Raw genomic sequence first — 20799 nt, 5'->3', positions numbered from 1 at the left:
AAAAGGCCCAAACCAAGTTTGGACCTTACAGCGCACGCGAAATATTGGGTTTAAGAGAGTGTTTGCACTGCTAGACCTGAATCAGACACACACACTCTGTTTCTTCCAGACTTCTTAGCTTTATATAAAGCATTGTCCGCCTCTTCAATTAATGAATTGATATCATCAGTCGTTTCATTGAAGCAGGCGATACCGATCGAGATGGTAATGTGTATGACTTTGCCATCTGTTAACACAAAGTCATGGCTTTCTACAGTTTTTCTAATCTTTTCACTGATTTCTTTCGCTCTCTCCAAAGGGCAGTCCAGTAGGATAATCGTGAATTCTTCCCCGCCGTTTCGGCTGACGATATCGAATGACCGCACAGATTGACGGAAGATCTCTCCCAACTCAATCAAGACCACATCTCCATTTTTATGACCGTATGTATCATTGACCTTTTTGAAAAAATCAATATCCAGATATAACAGAGATAGCTTCTCATTTTTCATGGCGGTCGTCATTTGAAGCTCATTGAAGATTTCATCAAATTTTCTTACGTTATTGAGACCTGTAAGCCCATCCGTTGCGGACTCAGACTTGTACCGGTCAAATAACGCTTGGCTCCGGCGAAGATACTCCACAATATAAAAGGAGATAAAGCCTGCAAGATAGGAGATGACCCAGTAGGTCGGTATCAAGAATGAAAGTGTGCCCCAATCTTTTAACAGTATAGTCACCAACACAGAAAAAACTATATTTGAAAAAGTCAGGGTAGTAATGATTTTCGTCTTTTTTGATGTATTTCGTTTAGAAATATAAATTGCTGCGGCTGTAATCAGCGTGATCAAAATCACCGCCAAGTAGGAGGAAGAATTGACGCCGATGAGAAACCGTCCGATAATCACCATGGTCATTGAAATCAAAGCAGGTATGGGTCCTCCATAGTAGGCGACCAGGATGACCGGAACATGCCGCAGGTCAATAATGGTGTTTCCAATATGGATACTGTATTGCATCAGAATATTACTGAATAATCCACCTGAAATTCCCATGAAGATTTTTCCGGATAGTGATGACAGCCTCTTAAATGGGGCTGTGTTGGTTATTTGAGTATACACAAATAGCAGAGAAGATAGGATGGCCAAGTTTGAAAAAAGTTGTTTTATTATCATTTATAATCACCTTCATTAAATTAACACACAACAACAAATAAATGAATCTTTTTATTTAGGACTGTCCTGCCAAGTTGGTAATTGTCCATAATAAATACATAATTTTGGGTCTGCAGATAAACATTAGAAGTAACACTTATTGAAAACTGTTTTCGCATAGATTGTTGCTTTCGAAAAAATCCAAAGGGCCGGATTTTTCTATTGGGGGCAAGGGCTTGTCTATCTGAACAGGATGAATAGCTCTTTCTTTCTTACTGAGCAAGATAAGTTCTGAAATCTGGGCATATTTCTTTAACTTTATATTTATTAGCAGCAAAGTATTTGAAAAGAGAAGGGATAAAGTATGAGAACCAAAAAAGAAGTGAACTCTGATAAAAATATCATTTCAAGTGAGATTGAATCCAACAAGGCGATAATGAATGACATGTTCACTTCCGTGCTGAATTCTGATTTTAAAAGCAAAGAATTCGTTCTTCATCAAACGGGACAAAAAGCCCTTTTATTTTATTATTCTTCTGCAGTGGATACCACCAAGATTCAACAGGGCATCATACGTCCATTAATAGAGAAAGGTGATAGTGATGTCTTAAACACCGTTACTTTGGATTCGATTGAGGAAGTACACACTTTTGATGAGGCAGCTTCCCGTATCAGTGAGGGCAAGGCGATTTTGTATATTGATGGAGTAAAAGGGTGTTACTCCATAGATGTTACAAAATTTGAGCATCGGAGTATTGAAAAAGCAGAAAATGAAAATGTGGTGAAAGGGCCGAAGGATGCATTCACCGAATCCATGCCTTTTAATCTTTCTTTGTTGCGGAAGCGAATTCAAGATAAAGACCTGATTGCCGAGAGCATTAAGGTAGGAGAGCGTTCAAAGTTAGTGGTTAATGTTATGTACATTAAGAACATTGCCAATGAGGAGATTATTGAAAACGTCCGGGAAAGGCTAGAGAAAATAGAGGTGGATTCTGTTCAAAATTTAGAACTGCTGGAACAGTATATTGAAGAAAGGCCTTATTCAATGGTTCCTTCACTTCTTTATACAGAAAGACCGGATAAAGCAGCCGCCTTTTTAAGGGATGGATATATCATTTTATTGATGGATAATTCATCTGCCTGTTTAATATTGCCGGTTACGTTCTGGTCGTTCTTTCATACAACAGAGGATCGGTATCTCCGCCTTATTTTTGGGAACTTCTCAAGAATCATCAGAATGGTCGCCATTTTTATTACCTTATTTACTTCTGCTATCTATATTGCCATTACGAACTTTCACAGTGAAATGATTCCGATGGACTTATTATTGGCGATATCGAGTGCCAGAGAAAAAGTACCCTTTCCTGCGGTTGTAGAAGTCGTGATTATGGAATTTGCTTTTGAGCTGATACGTGAGGCAGGATTACGTATACCAAGCCCTTTGGGTCCGACCATTGGAATCGTTGGGGCCATCATTATCGGACAGGCAGCCGTACAGGCGAATGTGATCAGCCCCATCATCATTATCGTTGTGTCACTTTCAGGGTTGTCGTCGTTCACCGTTTCAGATGTGAGCTTTAACTATACAGTTCGGCTATCACGGTTTATTTTTATAACCGCAGCTTCCCTTTATGGAATTTATTCATTGACCGGTGCCTTTATATTGTGGGTGGTGTACCTCGTTTCGCTCACTTCCTTTGGCGTGTCTTTTCTGTCGCCTGTCTCACCTAACACAGTATCCTCCAATGATACTTTTCTAAGACGGGCACTGATAAAAGAAGAATTCAGGCCGGGATACCTCAGGCTGCGGGACCTTCGAAAAAAGAAAAAGGTGTAGGACTATTGAATACTGTCAATAAACTTAAGACAAGAGAACTCACAGCCATTGTTTTGCTGCTTATTGCAATTAAGATTTCCGATATGACGGCCGTATTATTGGCGCAAGACACCAAGAATGCCTTCTGGATGGTCCCTGTCATTTCGTTTGTGACAATCTTGCCAACCGTTTTAATGATGCTTCATCTTCTAAAGAAGCACAAAGATCAAAACTTAATTGGTGTCATAAACAAGACATTCGGGAAATATATTGGCGGTTTTGTCGGTTTTATCTTTTTTGCCATTTCCTTTGCAGCGTTAACTATCGACAGCCGAAACACAATAGATGTTCTGGAGACCATTTACTTCAGGGAGTCCCCTTCCATGATTCTCTATGCCATCTTTATGTTCATTTGTGTGCTGGCTGCCTGGAAAGGATTCCAAGTGCTGGGCTCTGTGACCTATCTGATGTTGCCATATTTAAAAATTGCGATGCTGCTCCTTGGAGTCCTTATGGTAAAAGAAGTAATATTCTTGAGGGTATTTCCACTATTTGGTGAAGGGCTGAAAACCCTTGTTTGGGAAGGGGTCAAGAGGGCCTCTTTATTCACAGAGCTCATTATTTTGTCCATGGCCTATCCCTCTATTAAAGACAAGGAGAATTATCACAAAGGGATCTTAGGCGGCGGGATATTCGCCTTGCTGGAGCTGACCGCTTTCTTTTTCTTATATTGTACATTTTTTGACTACAAATCTATTGATAAAAATGCTTATATCTTTCATGAGGTTACTCAATATATCTCCATAGGCGGCTTTTTTACCAATATGGAAACGTTTTTCATGGCCTTCTGGCTGGTGGCTTCCTTCGTCAGGTTTACCATCTATCTTTATTTTGCAGCTTGGATATTCGGTGAGGTTTTTTCCATAAAGGAGTTTAGGCCTCTTATGCTGCCATTGGCATTCATGGTTGTGATTTTCGGAAGTATACCGGAAGATGCCATAACCAATGTCCTGTTTTTGCGAAATTACTTATTAACGATGATAACGCCTGTTGTCCTCGCCTTTCCGTTTCTTGTATGGATCACCGCCAAGATAAAAGGAGTATTTCAATCATGAAGAAAATGATTCTTATAATTATCATTTGCATACTGTCTCTGTTGAGCGGCTGTTATGACAAGAAGGAGTTAGAAGAAAAGGCATATGTCGTGGCCATAGGGATTGATAAAGCCAAAAAGAAAAATCAGTACTTTATTACGTTTCAAATTGCGAACCCTGAAGTTGGAAGCTCTGTAGCGGGAGGAGATGTTCAAGAAGAACCTCAGGAGAATGTAACCTTGTTGGCCAATGACTTTCTTACGGCCAGAAATACGGCCAATTCATTTATTACAAGGGAAATTTCCGTCGACCATACTCGTGCTTTGATTATTTCAGAGGAGATGGCACGATCGGAAGATTTTATAAGAGTCATGCAAGAAATCGTGAGGTCATCAGAATTGCGCAGAGGAATTGCTCTGGTAGTAACGAAAGAAAGAGCCAGCGAGTTTATAGAAAATAATAAACCAACCCTGGAAACCAGGCCTCACAAATATTATCAATTCATGTTAAACAGGGCAAGGGAGACAGGAATCATACCAGAAGGGGATGTTCATCGCTTTTTTCAAATTACCGAGGGGGATGCTGGTGTATTTTTAGCAAGCTACGCGACAACAGAGACAGTAGGAAGTTCACATGCATCAGAAGACGAATATGAAGCGGGGGAAATTCCGCAGGTTGGAGGCAATAAAACTCAATTTATGGGTTCTGCTGTGTTTAAAGAAGGAAAAATGATTGATATTTTGAATGGCCAGGAAACAAGAATTGCCCTGATTCTTGACCCAAGTACACATTTGAAAGACGTCCTTGCCACTTATGAAGATCCATTGGCAGAAGGGTTTAAAATTGCCGCCCGATTCATAAAAAAGGAAAAGAATGATGTAGATATTCAATATCATAAAGAGAAACCCACTGTGTTAAAGGTGACAGTACCGTTTGAAATAGAAGTGTTATCCGTACCCAGTCTGATTGATTACTCGAATGATAGGGATAAAAGAGAGAAATTAAGGAAGAAAGTAGAGGAAACCTTAAACGAGAAGGCGAACGAACTCGTCAAGAAAGCGCAAGAAAATTACGGAACAGATCCCTTTTACTGGTCTTTATACATTAGGAGGTTTTTTCCTACTATCAAGGATTATGAAGAGGGGGACTGGAACCATAAAATTTTTCCTAATGCGCAAATCGAAGTCCGTTATGAACTTAAGGAGATTACATTCGGAAAACTATCCAAGAATTCAAACTTGGGTGAAGTGAGGGATTAGATTGTTCTATATAATAGCTGCGGCCATATTGATTGGTCTGTACACATTCTTTCAAGCGAAAAAGATTTTTCAGAATGAAAGTAAGGTCGGTGGTGTTGCTGTCGGGTGTATTGCCTTACTGGTTATGGCTACACCTTATATCTATAGTGTTTTAGATTCTTATTGGTAGGCTGTATTCGTAGAGATTATTGCTATCGGAAAAATCCAAAGGGCCGGATTTTTCCCTCGGGTACAAGGTCTTATCTAACTGAACAGGGTGATTCTCTTTTCTTTCTTGTTTACCAGGGTGACTTCTGAAAATTATGGCTATATCTCTGAACTTCACATTAAATAGCAACAAAGTATTTGAAAAGAGCCTATTGGTAAAATGAAACCAGCAGTACATATAAGGTATACAATTCTGCTGCCGCCAAAAAGCATCTCCCCGAATAAGATGGGAGGTGCTTTTTAAGTCGCAAGCCGGAATGCTTTGACGATGATTCCGTCATTTTCAGGTTCAAAGTCATACTGTGGGATGCGTTTGAAGCCGAATTTTTCATATAAGGAGATGGCATCATTCATAAAGTCGCCTGTATGAAGTCCTATAAACTCAAAGCCTTGTGACTTGGCTCGTGTTACGCATTCCTTAAGGAGAGCAGAGGCAACGCCTTTACCGCGGTATTCCGCTGCCACGGCAAGCATGCGAATCTCCGGGTAATCCAATTCTTTTACAATGCCGTCGTACGCATCAGTTCTTGCAGGAAACAGGGCCGCGCTTCCGACGATCGTTCCTCCAATTTCTGCTACAAGCAGGTCTACCCCTGGCTGCTGATCGGCTTCTGATGAGATGGCTTGCTTCAGTGCTTCCCAGTGCTCCGTTGGAATCGATGGAATATGGCCTTCATATGCCTGGACTCTCTGCGCGCGGATCACTGGCAGCTCCTCTTTTTTGGCTGCCCGAATGGATATATTCATAGATATATTGTTCCTCCTAAGCTAGTTCTTTCAGTTTACTAAAACCGTGGCGAGGGGAAGTGTTTACACCTTTTAATCCACGTTATGTATAGTAAATCAAGTTTAGCACCTTGATTTAGTTAGAGCAAAATGCAGGATTACGTAGGATGCTAAAGAAGTATTTGTGAGTATGAAAAAATCCTAAAGGAAGGATGGTAAGTGTGGAAAAAGTGGAGGCAGCCATTCAGGATGAATATCCGTCTGACTCTGCCTGGTGTCATGGGTGAGGCCGGCTGAATGAAAAGGGTCATCATTTCCGAACAGGCTGGGACGGGGAAAAAACCATAACGATCTATGAACCTAAGGAAAGGCATATGGCGATGCTGGGGTTTGTATACGACGGCGTGATTGCTTCGCTTATAGACTGTCATGGAACAGGCTCCGCTCCGCTGCTCTGGGCTTGCATAGAAAAAATGGACATGAGCCAGGTGAGGGCGCAGAGCCACCCAGATTTGTGACAGCTTCCTTGAATGTTGAATTCCTGAAGCCCACACCTACAGCAACAGTGCATAGAGCATATGGACGTGTGCAAGAAATTCATCCAAAGAAATGGAAAGTGGAGACCGAAGTCTTCGCAGATGGTAATCTATGTGAGCGGGGAGAGGTTGTTGCGGTGGTCATGCCGGAACCGTTTAAAAGATAATCGGTTAATGTTTATAAGTTCAATTCAGAGACCCATAACACTAGTTGACTACCATTATTGTCTATCAGAAAGTGGTCAGCGTACGATAAAAAAGAATTTTGGAAAGTAAAGTCCTTTAAGAGACGTTTAGAGGACGATAAAATTGAGAGTAGGAAAGTAAAGTCCTTTAGAGAGTGTGTAAAGGATGATAAAAAAATTTTATAAAAATTAGAGGCTTATAAAAGACAAAAGGTTCTCAGTTTAAAGTGGCCTTACTAGCATAAGGAAAAAAAGGCCGCAGAGTGAAAAGCTTTTAAAACCTAAAATAAAAAGAAAACCGAATTCCCAGGTTCGGTTTTCTTCCTTTCAAACGGTATATCCCAAAAAAATTATTTACACCTCAATAATGATCGGAATAATCATCGGTTTCCGTTTTGTCTGCTTGAACAAATACTGGCCGACCGACTTCATGATGCTCTGTTTGATGACCTTCCACTGCAAATGGCCGGGAGGAAGCTCATCTAGTGCATCTTTGACAAGGTTGTTCACTTTACGTATAAGACCTTCAGAGTCTTTGACGTATACAAATCCGCGGGTAATGGTGTCAGGTCCTGAAAGGAGACGTTGGTCGTGTTTGCTTAGTGTTAGGACAATGACCAGGATTCCGTCTTCCGATAGTTGGCGGCGGTCGCGGAGCACTACATTTCCAACGTCACCTACGCTGACTCCGTCGACATACGTGTCCCCGGCCGGAAACGTCCGTGTCTGCCGGGCAATGCCTCCTTCAATATCAACCACTTCTCCATTTTTGATGATAAAGGTATTACCAGGTTCGACCCCGACAGACTCTGCGAGCATCCGGTGATGATGCAGCATACGGGTTTCACCGTGGATCGGGATGAAATATGTCGGGTTCATGAGGGTCAGCATCAATTTCAAGTCTTCCTGATAGCCATGTCCTGAAACATGCATACCGGTTGAGCTTCCTGTTCCATAGATGACATGAGCTCCCAAATTGAACAGATTATCAATAATCCTCGAAACCCCTTTTTCATTGCCCGGGATAGGGGATGCAGCCAGGATGACGGTATCACCTGGGTCGATGGTTACATCGCGGAACTGCCCGGAAGACAGCCTCCCGAGGGCAGCCATTTGTTCGCCTTGGCTTCCTGTACAGAGAATGGCGACTTTTTCTGAATGTAACGTGTCGATATCCCTGTGGTCGATGATCATTCCTTCTGGGACAGTCAAGTAGCCTCTTTCTATGGCGACGTTCACTACGTTGATCATACTTCTTCCCAGAAGTGCCAGCTTTCTGTTGGTTTTCATGGCCGCATGCACCACCTGCTGCACCCGGTTGACATTCGAGGCGAAAGTAGAGACGAAGATCTTACCTTCAGCTTTCATAAAAGCTTCATCCATATGGCTGCTGACGATTTTTTCTGAAGGCGAAAGGCCGGCGCGCTCAGCATTTGTGCTTTCAGAAAGCAAAGCCAGAATTCCTTTTTTTCCGATTTCGGCCATTTTGTGGATATCCGCCTTCTGGTTATTGAGAGGTGTCCAGTCAAATTTGAAATCTCCTGTATGTACGACCGTTCCTTCCGGTGTATCAAATACGATTCCAAGGCAGTCCGGGATGCTATGGGTGACATTGAAGAAGGAAGTCTTGATCTGCCCGAATTCTACGGTGGATTGGGCATCAATCGGCACAAGGGTCGTTTCTCTTCTAAGTTTATGCTCTTCCAATTTCAGTTCGATAAGACCGAGGGTGAAATTAGTGGCGTACACGGGTATGTTAAGTTTTTTTAACAGATAGGGAACGCCGCCGATATGATCTTCGTGTCCGTGCGTCACTAGAAGGGCTTTTACTTTGTCCGCATTTTCCTCAAGATAGCTGATATCCGGTATGATCAAGTCGATGCCCATCAGGGTTTCATCTGGAAACTTGCCTCCGCAGTCAATGATGACAATATCATCACCATACTGAAGGACATACATATTCTTACCGATTTCATTACAGCCGCCGAGGGCAAATATCGATAGTTGGCTGGAAGTTTCACTCATAACTGTTTCCTCCTGTATCTATATTCCTCTTATCATTCCCCGACTAGCTTGGTTCTATTTCCCTTTTTTAGCAGAAAACTTCTCGTGAAAGAGCTGGAGAATATTTTTGACTATATATCAAATAATACAAGTATCCATTTATTGGGGGGGATTTCATGAATCACACCATGCACCAACCATGTAAACGTTGTGGAGTACCCTTTACCGTCGAGTCATTTTATCATAAGGGCAATATACTGATGCACTGCACCCTTTGCCGTTCGGAATTGAGGCAGGTAAAGCAACAAGAGATGACGAGGCTGCTGAAACTCGAGCAAGAAATGTCTTAAATGTCCAATTATTTTGGATAAAGGAAACATTTTCACCCTTGCGGAATATTATTAGGTAAAACCAATTAAGAAGGGGTGGCCATTATGTTTCCTTCCAAGAGGATACAAAGAAAGATTGTAACGTACGCCTTCGTTTTCAAGTCAATGGGCATCATTGATGATCAAGAAATGAAGAAGCTGACCGATATCAGCATAAAAAAAGAAGAATAAGAAAAGGTCTATTTCCCTTTTTCTACAGGTTGCCCTAATGTAAATCTTTTTTGTAAGATGGCGGTATTTAAGAATAACGGTCTATATCATATGATTCAGCAGATGCTGAGCGGTTAGCAGCTGTAAAAGTACAGCTAGATGCTGAAACGGAATACCTTGAACTGGAAAGAGGAGAAGGTTTATTTAATAAAAAAGGATTCGCACAAATTATCCTTGAAGATACCGGGAACCCTTGAAATCATTTTCTGGTTGCGAAATCCGAAGAAGATTTTGTCGGCTTTTCAAGAGGGTCAGATTTGAAAAATTCCACATTAAGTCGATATCGGGAATGCTGTATTGAAGGATTATTGGGGTCTGAGTTCGGTAGATAATTGAATAGGCAGTCATGGAAAATCGAGGGTTCCAGCAAGAAGGGACCCTCGATTTTTTCAGATAGAGGATGGTAATAACATCATCTTGATGGTGAGCAGCGTCTTGAATGCTGCTTATTTTTTTATTTAAAACGAGCAAAATGCGGTTGTCTTATTCAAATTTACCCATAAGACAACCGCTATAGGGTTATGATCTGACAAGAGGAAGGGTCATGCAGCGTATGCCGCCCCCGCCTTTTTCCAGTTCATTCACATTGATTTCGATGAATTTCTTCTTTTTTAATTTCGGGTGCTCTTTAAATATTTTCGGGGTTGCAGCGGTACTGAGCAAAATGGTTTCAGGATCGAGGTTAAAGAAATTGATATCGGCGACCGTGTGTTTAATATCTGTTAACCACTCGATATCAAAGGCGTGGCGACTTAAGAATTCCTGCATCATTTGATAGCTCGCCCCCGACTCCGTTATGATCTCTATCGGAAAATATCGCATATAGCTCTTGGCAATCAGCAAGTCATCACCCGCGACATTGCAGTTCATGTCGAGATGAAGGGTGTCGGGTCTTCTCGGGAGATCAATCACTCCAATTTCAGAAAAACCAGCTTGAAAGATCTTTGCTTTCAAGGCTTTGATGCTTTTCATGCTTGACCGCAACCCTACATTAACAAATACTGCATCTTTATTTAGAATAAGGACGTCACCAAATTCCAGAGCATCCAACTGATTGTTCGTTTTTATATCAAACGTTTCCGGTCCGAACCAATTCTTAAAGAGTACATGAGACTGCACGTATTCAGGGCGTCTCATTGACGTGCCAGGTTCCCCGGGAATGAACGTATTGCCGAATGCACAGGCAAGGTCTCTCACGAATACCCGGTTGATCAGTTGTTCACTGAGCTTTGATTCGTCCGGTGAAAGATATTTTGAATAGTCTATGACATGGACACCGGCATTCTCCATCGCCTGTACCATTTCTTCAAAATTCTTGTGCGCTATTTTTTGATCAACAGGTTTTTCCCACTGAACATCGTTTGCCGTTTGTTTATCGGGTACGTCTAATGCTGTGGGCGAGCATACAATGACCGCTTTGAGCTCGCCGTGTTCGTTCCAACAATTGGGCTGAATATTTATCACAGTTATTACTCCTTTAATAACGATTTCACTCTGATTTATTTTCTCCTGTTATTAAAAGTTTCATCCTGTTGTTTTGTTATTCATTTTAGTAATGGGGGAGGTAGCAATGCAGGTTAAATCCTGATCTTTTTTAAACGGTTTTTCATAGCCGTAAAAGGGCATTTAGAGGGAGTTTGGCCGTCATCACTTAAATAATATTGCTTCCACTCATGGTTATCATTTTGTCCGTACCATTTTAAGTTAGGGTGTGCCTCTTTACCGTCATAATCTTTAAGGCGTCTACGGATGACCTTTTTCAGTTTCTGCCCAAAGGTCGTAGAGGCATTAATTTCGTCAAAAACCCAGCGGGGCTGCAGGGCTAATAAAAAGTAAGGGAAGTATCTGCTTTTCCGTTCGATATGGGAGGGCGTTGCGCAGAAGGCAAAATACGGCTCTCCATCAAAGCAAAATTCCCACGCGGCATCGTGCGGATCTTGTGGAATGTCTTCCGGCCATGGAGCTTCATCTAGTTCATGGACTCGGTTCAAAATGGACCAGAATAATTCCTGGTATTGGGTGTTGGCATCTGTTTCGAAGGTGAGATTCCGGGAATCAAAAAACACCACGATCGATGCATAGTTTCCTGTATCACGAGATATCTTTCCATAAGTTTTCAGCATGGAGGCGAATTCTATATGTGAAGTATCATCCTGTGGATTGCCTGTAAACCCAAATCGAAGCTGGTCTTTTTGAAATCCTTGAATACCCGGAACACATGGGTATGGATTTTCAGTATTAAGCATCATAGACGAAAAGTCTTTGTAGGCGGATATTTTCCACTCTTCCAAATCAGTTTGATTTGCCTCAATCCAACTTTTTGTCAAAAGGTTCATCTTGAAACTCCTTTCAATGGATTACACATCGTATCCTATTAGAGAAAGGAGTGTTGGGTGTCTGTCTAGGAGCCGAATAACTGCTGGTAAGCCTGCAGGCCAAAGTAGAGGCCGAATCCGATCAGTACGAATCCTGAAATAATGGAGATGCCTTGAAGGAAGATGGGCTTGGCCCATTTTCGAGCACCTGTTGCAATGCCGGCCATCGTCACATCCCATATCATAATCCCAAGGAATATGTATCCACTGTAGAGAAACAGTTGGACAGAACTTGCCGTTTCGGAGGTTTTGGCAATAATGGATCCATAAATGCCAAGCCAGAACAAAATATTCAATGGGTTGGAGGCAGCCATGAGGAAACCGGTCCGAAAAGACTTCTTTTTAGATTCGGATTTACTCTGTGTTCCAGATTTTTCAGGTGATGAGTGGATGATGCTTTCAACACCTGTGTAGCACAGAACAAAAAAACCGAACAGCCAAAGAAAGGTTTTAATAATGGGAATATCGATGAATGAAGCAATTCCAAAATAAATCAAAAGCATAAAGATTGCATCGGCTGCCATTGCTCCTACTCCGACAAGCCATGCATGCATAAAACCAAAGCGGATCCCCTTGTCCAGCTGGGCAGCGTTAATGGGCCCCATGGGTGCTGATAAGGACAACCCCAGTAATATGTAGCTGAAAAAGACGTTCATATCGAGCCCTCCTATTTAAACTTTTACGGTACTTGAAATGTAGGACTAGTTATACAAGTGTTGTGCGCGTAAGGATAAGGGACATATGGTGGTGGATATACGTGCGGATGGTTCTAAGTACATATCTCGTTGAAAGTCAGAGCAGATATGAAGTAAGGAATGGATTTTTAGGACATATCTTGCTGGGCACCAGTTCGGATATGTAGTAAGACCTTGAAACTAAGTACATATCTTATTGAAAGTCAGAGCAGATGTATATTTAGAACCTTACCCATATACATAATTGAGTTCAATCAACATTACCCTAATCAGTCCCGGAAGACGGTGGATGAGATGGACCTGTAAATATATCTATCAAAATCTTCTAGGCAGGCTAATTAAATAAAACTGGCCATAAGAATACTCTTATAACCAGCAGTCAGATGTTTAGTGAGTTGTATTTTGCGGAGCTTGGGCATAACTTTGCAGCATCAGATTCATATCTTGTTCTTTTAGCTGCGGAACCTGGTAATAGCCATGCTTATTTTGATAAAGGAAGATCTCGTAACTCATTTCTATGAAGTTCGGCACACTGTCAGCCATGACCCGGCGCAAGACTGGGTTGGTCATCTCAAGGGCAGTCATGGCCAGGAGACCGGATAGTGATTTTGTGTTTCCAAGCATATAGGCGGAGAGACCCTGATCGGAAAGGTCGTTGATGGATTGGTTTGGTTTCTTCGGCTGTCCTGGTTTGACTCCGTAGACCGTGTTATTGTTCTGCTTCATTTTATATTGTTGTGTCGGAACCTGGGGATCCTTTCCAGTTGAGAAACTGTTCACCATCGTGTTGTAGGTTTGGGTAACAAATGCTGATTGACGCTGAAGGATATCCTTCAATTCAGGATCTTGAATGTATTGATCGTACATTTGATATTGATCAAGCATAGAGATCACGCCAGCAATGACTTCATGTGCATCAAAAAGCTCGTGACCGCCATGATTTTTATTGGGTGTTTGATTCATAGCAGGATTTGGGGCTTGCTGTGCATTCGGTTGGTTATTCATTTGATTTTGCATGTGAATTCCTCCAAGTTTTTATTTCAACCGTCATTAGTATTTTCAAACAGGGGTGAAATATGTAGCTGTAAACTTGGTAATGAAAATGATTTCTGCAGTGTAAAAAGAACTCGCGATACCTCCGGTTGACTATGATTAGTTGCTGAAAAAAGGACTCGATTAGGGCATCATTTTGTGTTGAAAAGGAAATGATGCAGGAAAAATCGCATAATTGGGACATCATCCTGAGATGTGGGAGATTTTATACCGGAATAGAGACTTTAATCGGACATCATTCTGGTTTGTAGGAGCGAATGATACACGAAAAAGGGCTTAATTCAGACATCATCCTGAGAAGAGAAAAGATATGATGCCTGAAAAAGGACTTATTAGGGCATCATTCTGGGTTGAAGAAAGAAATGATGCACGAAAAAGGGCTTAATTCAGACATCATCCTGAGATGTGGGAGATTTTATGCCGGAATAGAGACTTTAATCGGACATCACTCTCGATTGAAGAAAGAAATGATGCACGAAAAAGGGCTTAATTCGGACATCATCCTGAGAAGAGAAAAGATATGATGCCTGAAAAAGGACTTGATTCGGACATCATTCTGGTTTGAAGGAGGGAATGATGCAGGAAAAATCGCTTAATTGGGACATCATCCTGAGAAGAAGAGAAAAGATATGATGCCGGAAAAAGGACTTGATTAGGGCACCATTGTGGGTTGGAGAAGGGAATGATGCAGGAAAAATCGCTTAATTGGGACCTCATCCTGATAAGAGGAAAGTTTGATGTCGGAAACGACTGTAGTTAAACTTTCAATAATCTCTTACTAACTTTTGTAAAAAAGCAACCCAATAAGGTAAATTATGTTAATATTAATACTATTATGAATAAACGGAGAGAGGAGGGGGACTCATGGCAAGGACACTGATGCGCAATTTGGTGGAACCGCTATTGATCATTGCCGGGATTATACTGGTGAGTGCAGGTTCGGGCCTTTTCAAAGGGCAGAAGTTTTCCTTGAAGGGATATTGGGAGAGCCTTTTAAGTGTATTAAAGGATTTATCGTCCCCTTTGAATCTTGTTTATATCAATCCGATCTCCGATGTGGAGAGGGATTTGTTTCCGATTATATTAATGGCTTTCCTGAGCAGTGCCAAAATTGTGATTCTCGCTTTATTGTTGGCTCTTTCGGTATCCGTGATACTGCTGATTCTGTATTATTCCGTAGGCAGCTGGTTCAGAGGCCTGGTTAAAACCTTTTCCATTGTGGTCAGTTCGCTCCCTGATATTTTTGTGATAGCTGCTTTGCAGATTTGTGTGATTTGGTACTTTAAAAAGTCCGGTATCCTATTGATTGATGTGGCATCGGTGGGCGTTAATCAAGTGATTCTTTTTCCTGCTGTGACCTTGAGTATCCTGCCTGCTTTTTTCTTTTTAGGATTGATGGTCTCTTTTATCAATGAGGAAGAAGGATTGCCTTATGTGGAGCTGGCGAGGGGGAAGGGGCTGGCGAAATACCACTTGTTGTTTGTACATATGATCAGGAATATCCTGATCAGCCTTACCTATCACGCGAAACAAATTGTCTGGATGATGCTGTCGAATCTTCTCATACTGGAATATTTGTTCAATGTATTCGGGGTCACGTCCTTTCTGTTCACGTATAATACGCCTTCCATATTTGCGATTACGGCAATCTTGCTCTTTCTGCCGATTTATTCTTTGTTAAAAGGGCTGCAATTTATCCTGAAACGGAGAATTGGAAAGGAGATGAGCCTGTGATGGGAAAAAGGAAGTATAAGTGTCTCGTCATTCTTGGCGGGAGCTTTGTGATTTTTATGGTAGCCGGAAGTTTGATTTTCAATCATTTTTTCAATGGAGACATTCCGCAAACGGTCCTTACATATGATGAATCCGGCAAGCTCATTGGCGGCGCACCTTTTAAACCGTCGGCAGAATTTCCGTTCGGGACCGATCGTGAAGGATACGATATGTTTTTCAAAGTGCTCCAGGGTGCTCAATATACGCTGGGTGCGGCGATTGCGATATCTTTATTAAGTTTCATGATGTCATTCCTGGTTGGAGTCGCGGGTGGATTTATAAAAAACACATCCAAATACATAACGCAGACAGTCTTCACCTCATTTTATTTTATCCCGCAGAGCATCATTGCCTATAATGTGCTTTTTCCCTTGCTTTGGGAACCGCCTCAAGGCTTTGAAACATCATTTACAGAGAGGGTTATTTGGCAGTCGGTCACACTGGCGGTCATAACAGTCCCAACGACCGCCATCTTGATTGCCAATGAAACAAGGGAGATTCTGCAGAAAGAATTTATCTTGAGTGCCAGGGTGTTGGGCGGCAGTCCTTTCTTTCTATTCAGGAAGCATCTGATGCCGCATTTAAGAATGAGATTGTTTGTTATTTTTCCGAAGATTATCGTACAAGTTCTGTTGATCATTGCCCATCTGGGATTTTTCAAGCTGTTTTATGGAGGGACCGATGTATGCTATGGACCTTTTTGCGACCCGCCGAAACCGTTCGTTCAGGAATGGGCCAGCCTGATGGCGATGAATTACCGCTCTATCTTTAACGACTGGTGGATCTTTATGGTGCCGATGTTCTTCTTCTCCTTGACGATTCTTTCATTGAACGGAATGACGAAAGGGCTGGAAGGACTGTCTGAGCAGAATAACAAAGGGGAGTTTGCTGGTGGGGAAGAGGAAGATTCTGAGGATGAAGGGTTGAACAGCACGCCTGGTGAAGAAGATTTTGAGTTACTGCCCAGAGCAAAATAGGAAGAATGGAGAGATGGAGATGTTCAGTGTTGAGGAAAGAACGGCTTACTTGGGCGAAACGATCAGGAAGTTGGAGGCTTCCCGTTTGGTGGAAGGCGTCATCCAGATTGGCTCCGGGGTGAACGGGTTCAATGATGAGTTTTCGGATATTGATTTAATGGTTGCTACCTCGGAGGTTGAAAATGCCGAAGCCGCCAAGGAGGCAGTGCAACAAATTTTTGACAGTTTCAATCCTGCCTACATCAAAGAAAAGAAGTTCAGCAAAGACATATTCCTATTAATCGTATTATTGGAGAATAAACTCGAATTCAATGTTTCGATTGTTCCAAGACAGTTATTGACCGTACGATCGCCGCTATGGAAGGTCCTTGTTGATAAAACAGGGCTGGTAACCTTAAAAATGAAAAAGGAGAACGACCAATTTCTCAATAAACCTGTCAGATACAATGTGGGATTCGATCTGCCTTTTGAGTTTGTCTATTGCAGTTTGTCAATGCAGAAAGAGTTAAAACGGAAAAATCTCATTTATGCACTTAGGATGCTTGAGGAAATGAGGGAATTCACCCTGATTGTGCAGGCGTTGAATGAAGGGAAGAAACTTTATCAGTTTAAAGCTTATGAAACATTGAATTCTTCTTTTAAAGAGGCTTACCTTTCAACGTATCCGGAAAAGATTACGGTTGAAAGTGTCCAAGATTCAGCAGGGAAATTAACGGAGATTTTTGTCCAAGCTTTAAAGCAGGGTTCTCAATTTACATTGGATGAAGATCTACAAAAGTTGTTGTATACCACGAAAAAGAGGTAAAGGTGCATGAAGTAAAAACTCTAAGCCAGGGGTGGAGATGGGCAGGTCACAAGCGGCACATTCAACTCTGCGATGGCAGGGGTGATTTTTTCCATGATCTTCTTAAGTGCCTCGATCGTTTTCGCCGCGTTGTTAATAAAGGAAGATTTGAAGAAAATCAACCAAGATTAGAGATAACAGATAATGGAGAAAAAACGCAACCTTTATACCGGGTTGCGTTTTTTCATTTCCTCTTTTCCTGGTAGGAATGTACCTATTTACAGAATTTTAATAACATTTAACAATAAAACTGCCGACATAAGGTTTGAAGTTGTTTTATAGTAGTAGCTGCGGCGTTATTTTGCCAGCAAACAAAGGGAGTTGGTTAGGTTGAAGTTCGGTTTAAGATTGACTGTCATTGCATCACTTATTTTTTCTGTATTTGGGCCACTTAAGGAAGATGCGTTCAGTGCATCCAATGGTACAGGGGTTGTCATTAATGAAATTGCATGGATGGGGACAACGGCGAGCTACAATGATGAATGGATGGAATTACATAACCCAACGAACAGTAATGTAAATTTGAATGGATGGACGCTTTCTTCTGCAGATGGGACACCGTCCATTGCATTATCGGGAACGATTGCACCAGGAGAGTATTTTTTATTAGAAAGAACAAGTGACAATTCGGTTGCAGGGGTAACGGCCGATCTTATCTACTCGGGAGCCATGGGGAATACCGGGGAGTCATTGAAATTGAAAGATTCAGCAGGTAACATAATCGATTCTGTCGATGCCTGGTACAGCGGCGATAACTCTTCAAAGGCGACGATGGAGAGGATTGACGTTCTCGTAAGCGGCACGGAAGCAGCCAATTGGACTACCTCTACAGCCGCTTATGCAGGTGGGTATGGGACACCTAAGGGATTGAATTCAGGCAGTAATTCAAATGGAGGCGGTGCTGGATCGGGATGCGGAGATCCGGCCGAGCGTCTTAATAATGTTTCAGAAGCATCTGGAGCTATCAATGTATACTTCAATAAATGTGCTGACATTTCTTTTGCCTCTGCAGGAAATGAAGCGAACTATAATGTGAATCTTGAAGACCGCTTGATTAAGCGATTGAATGAAGCGACAACAAGTATCGATTTTGCTACATATGAAATTAATCTGCCGAAAATTGTGGATACGCTGATCGGTAAAGCGGCAGAAGGCGTTGATGTAAGGGTGATTGCCGATTCCAAGGATGCCTCAGATCCCCACTATACCGAACGTTTTCAAACGATGAGAATCTATGTAGAGAAGATGGTCCGCGGCCTTGATGGAAAAATAGGAACAGCGGATGATATAGTCGTATTTTCCGATTCTCCTATGTTTGCAGTTGAAGACAGTGCTGCAAGGACAAGTGAGGGACTTCCTGCTGCGCCGTCTGATTTTCCGGTTGTAACGGTTGCGGTTGGGAACAGTGATGTGACAGGACATCTGCTTGTCGATGCTGAAGAAAAAAGTGCCAACGCATACTACAGCCCCGACACGCAAATGCATAATAAATTTGCCGTCATTGATGATAAATGGGTGTTTACCGGGAGTTGGAACTTTACGATCACCGGCTTGTACGGGTCAGAAACAAATATGCAGCAGGGGATCCTTGATGGGAACCAGCAGCATGTGGTTGAAATCAACTGGCCTGAGCTTGCTGGCATTTATGAAGTGGAGTTCAATGAAATGTGGGGAAGCAATACCCTAACACCTGATAAGACTGTTTCCAATTTTAATACAAGAAAAGTAGATAATACAGCTCATATTGTGGACATTAACGGAACCCAAGTGGAAATCTATTTTTCTGCGGGTGACAATGCGGTAGGGAAGTTGACAGACTTTGTGAGAACTTCTGCGGATATTAATACCTATTTCACTATCTTTGCCTGGAGTGATCAGGCGCTGGTCGATGAATTAAAATATAAATGGGAAGGATCTTATAATGACCTTCAAGGAACCACAACAGGTTTTGACTTAAAAGGAGTCTTTGATCCGAGTTTCTGGAATCAATGGTGGTCTGCAAGCATTGATATGACGGGAAGAACAGTGACGGGGAGTACAAATAACCCGAATACACGCTGGGCAAATCCAGCTCCGGTCCTGCAGGCAAATGAGTCGAGAAAACTTCACGCCAAGACAATGCTTATTGATGCAGATACCACTAGTGATCCAACAGTGATTGTCGGATCGACGAACTGGAGCACGAACGGCAATGATATCAATGATGAAAACATGCTGTTCATCCATGATTCAGCGATTACAAATCAATTCTTGCAAGAGTTCAATGCCCGCTACTTACAAGCAGGAGGAAGCCTGCAATAAAAAACGAAGCGCCCCGTGACTTTTTACGGGGCGTTGTTCAATATGTGGCAAGACAGCCACAAAATTATATATGGTGATTTTTTACAGGGTATGATTAAATTTAATTATAGACTAGAAACAAGCCTGCCTTTACGAAAATTATGTATGTCAATCTGATACCTCTGTCAGAGTCGCAGGGTGGCTTTTAACAAACTATCTGCAGATGATCCTTGTAATCAGTTTTGCTGCTGGGAGCGAGCTGAGGATATCCAGATACACTTTGTTTTGTGAATGTAAGAGAGGAGACTTTATTATGAAATCGACTGGAATAGTGCGTAAAGTGGACGAGCTTGGAAGGGTCGTCATCCCGATAGAATTACGCCGTACTTTAGGAATTGCTGTAAAAGATTCACTGGAGATTTATATGGATGAAGACAGAATCATCCTACAAAAATATAAACCAAGTATGACATGCGATGTAACGGGAGAAGATTCTGAAGAAAATCTGGAAATCGCTGATGGAAAACTGATTCTCAGCCGAGAAGGAGCAGAAAAGCTCTTGAAGGAACTGAAGGAGTCGTTTCGATTGGATGAAGTGAAATAAAGAATTTTCTGGAATAAATTCTTTAGTAACATAAATGATGGCAGAATGGGATCCCATTTTGCCATCATTTTTTATAGTTGATGAAAAACCTGAAGGCATTCTGAAAGCAGGAAAGGTTCTCTAATCAGAACTTTCTTTCATATTAAAAGAGAGTTTTATAGTTTTAGTTCCATCAGCCTCGTTTTTGTCTTAAGATTCATTGATTCATAGAATTTAATAGCTTCCTCATTAAACTCCCACACGCCTAATTCCAGGGAATCCGCTTCTATGCTCTTAGCGAAATCCACTATTTTTTTAAAGAATATTCTTCCCAGTCCTTTTCCTCTGTGCTTACGATTCACACCAAAGTCGTCCATATACATCACTTTTCTTGGTATTAATATGGGTCTTTCAGGTGTGTTCTTTATTGTAAGAATACTATAAGCGATTGGCTTGTCTGCCTCAAGTAAAAATACCTTTGTGTTTTCTCCATCTATCAAGCCATTGAAATACTCTTTATCTAACGTGATATCAGCCATATTATAATGGTCTGGCCTTTTGTTTGTATGGATCTCATGAACTTGTTTTTGCATTGTATGGATGAAATTATAATCATCCTTAGTGGCTTCTCGCATATGTAGATTCAAGATGTTTCCCCCT

At 41.7% G+C, this 20799-nt stretch carries 18 protein-coding genes and 1 pseudogene; 11 read left to right on the top strand and 8 right to left on the bottom strand.

What is annotated here, in order from left to right; all coding sequences use genetic code 11:
• Nucleotides 1-50: 50 nt before the first annotated feature.
• Entirely contained in the window at nt 51-1154 is a 1104-nt protein-coding gene (locus tag V1502_RS11615) for a GGDEF domain-containing protein (RefSeq protein WP_409250812.1), read from the bottom strand.
• Between the two features lie 343 nt (nt 1155-1497).
• On the opposite strand from V1502_RS11615, the gene V1502_RS11610 reads away from it, so the two are divergent.
• The 4 genes from V1502_RS11610 to V1502_RS11595 are packed head-to-tail and all read left to right on the top strand — an operon-like array spanning nt 1498 to nt 5471.
• Nucleotides 1498-2970 carry a spore germination protein gene (locus V1502_RS11610; RefSeq protein WP_409250811.1) on the top strand — a complete coding sequence of 491 codons (1473 nt, stop codon included), beginning with the start codon at nt 1498-1500 and terminating at the stop codon, nt 2968-2970.
• A 5-nt stretch (nt 2971-2975) separates the two neighbouring features.
• Nucleotides 2976-4064: an endospore germination permease gene (locus V1502_RS11605; RefSeq protein ID WP_409250810.1), complete on the top strand. Its 1089-nt coding sequence runs from the start codon at nt 2976-2978 to the stop codon at nt 4062-4064.
• A complete protein-coding gene (locus V1502_RS11600) occupies nt 4061-5302 on the top strand; it encodes a Ger(x)C family spore germination protein (RefSeq protein WP_409250809.1) in 1242 nt (413 codons plus the stop codon). Before V1502_RS11605 ends, V1502_RS11600 begins: the two co-directional genes overlap by 4 nt.
• Before the next feature lies 1 nt (nt 5303).
• On the top strand, nt 5304-5471 hold the full coding sequence (locus V1502_RS11595) for a hypothetical protein (protein ID WP_409250808.1): 168 nt from the start codon (nt 5304-5306) through the stop codon (nt 5469-5471).
• Nucleotides 5472-5749: 278 nt separating this feature from the next.
• Here the strand turns inward: V1502_RS11595 and V1502_RS11590 are convergent, their stop codons facing one another.
• The gene (locus V1502_RS11590; protein ID WP_409250807.1) at nt 5750-6256 is read right to left on the bottom strand and encodes a GNAT family N-acetyltransferase; all 507 of its coding nucleotides are present in this window, start codon (nt 6254-6256) and stop codon (nt 5750-5752) included.
• 191 nt (nt 6257-6447) lie between these two features.
• On the opposite strand from V1502_RS11590, the pseudogene V1502_RS11585 reads away from it, so the two are divergent.
• Nucleotides 6448-6938, top strand: a pseudogene (locus V1502_RS11585) (PaaI family thioesterase).
• A 372-nt stretch (nt 6939-7310) separates the two neighbouring features.
• Here V1502_RS11585 and V1502_RS11580 read toward each other — a convergent pair.
• Nucleotides 7311-8981 carry a ribonuclease J gene (locus tag V1502_RS11580; protein ID WP_409250806.1) on the bottom strand — a complete coding sequence of 557 codons (1671 nt, stop codon included), beginning with the start codon at nt 8979-8981 and terminating at the stop codon, nt 7311-7313.
• A gap of 413 nt (nt 8982-9394) precedes the next feature.
• Between V1502_RS11580 and V1502_RS11575 the strand changes: the two genes are divergently transcribed.
• Entirely contained in the window at nt 9395-9520 is a 126-nt protein-coding gene (locus V1502_RS11575; RefSeq protein ID WP_409250805.1) for a hypothetical protein, read from the top strand.
• A 558-nt stretch (nt 9521-10078) separates the two neighbouring features.
• Here the strand turns inward: V1502_RS11575 and V1502_RS11570 are convergent.
• The 4 genes from V1502_RS11570 to V1502_RS11555 form a co-directional block, all read right to left on the bottom strand.
• Entirely contained in the window at nt 10079-11023 is a 945-nt protein-coding gene (locus tag V1502_RS11570) for an arginine deiminase family protein (protein ID WP_409250804.1), read from the bottom strand.
• A gap of 113 nt (nt 11024-11136) precedes the next feature.
• On the bottom strand, nt 11137-11895 hold the full coding sequence (locus tag V1502_RS11565; protein ID WP_409250803.1) for a YqcI/YcgG family protein: 759 nt from the start codon (nt 11893-11895) through the stop codon (nt 11137-11139).
• A 65-nt stretch (nt 11896-11960) separates the two neighbouring features.
• Complete coding sequence (locus V1502_RS11560) at nt 11961-12590, bottom strand: LysE family translocator (RefSeq protein ID WP_409250802.1); 630 nt, start codon at nt 12588-12590, stop codon at nt 11961-11963.
• 426 nt (nt 12591-13016) lie between these two features.
• Entirely contained in the window at nt 13017-13646 is a 630-nt protein-coding gene (locus V1502_RS11555; protein ID WP_409250801.1) for a spore coat protein, read from the bottom strand.
• Between the two features lie 900 nt (nt 13647-14546).
• Here V1502_RS11555 and V1502_RS11550 point away from each other — a divergent pair.
• From V1502_RS11550 to V1502_RS11530, 5 genes are all read left to right on the top strand, one after another.
• Nucleotides 14547-15416, top strand: coding sequence for an ABC transporter permease subunit (locus V1502_RS11550; RefSeq protein ID WP_409250800.1), 870 nt, complete (start codon nt 14547-14549; stop codon nt 15414-15416).
• Nucleotides 15416-16432: an ABC transporter permease gene (locus V1502_RS11545; protein ID WP_409250799.1), complete on the top strand. Its 1017-nt coding sequence runs from the start codon at nt 15416-15418 to the stop codon at nt 16430-16432. The genes V1502_RS11550 and V1502_RS11545 overlap by 1 nt, the downstream gene beginning before the upstream one ends.
• Before the next feature lie 13 nt (nt 16433-16445).
• On the top strand, nt 16446-17237 hold the full coding sequence (locus tag V1502_RS11540) for an aminoglycoside 6-adenylyltransferase (RefSeq protein ID WP_409250798.1): 792 nt from the start codon (nt 16446-16448) through the stop codon (nt 17235-17237).
• 369 nt (nt 17238-17606) lie between these two features.
• The gene (locus V1502_RS11535; protein WP_409250797.1) at nt 17607-19577 is read left to right on the top strand and encodes a phospholipase D-like domain-containing protein; all 1971 of its coding nucleotides are present in this window, start codon (nt 17607-17609) and stop codon (nt 19575-19577) included.
• Nucleotides 19578-19869: 292 nt separating this feature from the next.
• On the top strand, nt 19870-20160 hold the full coding sequence (locus V1502_RS11530) for an AbrB/MazE/SpoVT family DNA-binding domain-containing protein (protein WP_409250796.1): 291 nt from the start codon (nt 19870-19872) through the stop codon (nt 20158-20160).
• Nucleotides 20161-20315: 155 nt separating this feature from the next.
• On the opposite strand, the gene V1502_RS11525 is transcribed toward V1502_RS11530, so the two are convergent.
• Nucleotides 20316-20786, bottom strand: a complete 471-nt coding sequence (locus tag V1502_RS11525; protein WP_409250795.1) for a GNAT family N-acetyltransferase — start codon at nt 20784-20786, stop codon at nt 20316-20318.
• Nucleotides 20787-20799: the final 13 nt, after the last annotated feature.

It is taken from the genome of Rossellomorea sedimentorum, assembly GCF_046237645.1.
GTDB lineage: Bacteria > Bacillota > Bacilli > Bacillales > Bacillaceae_B > Rossellomorea > Rossellomorea sedimentorum.
Note: the sequence above shows the minus strand (reverse complement) of the source record. Positions and strands in the feature narration are given on the sequence as shown.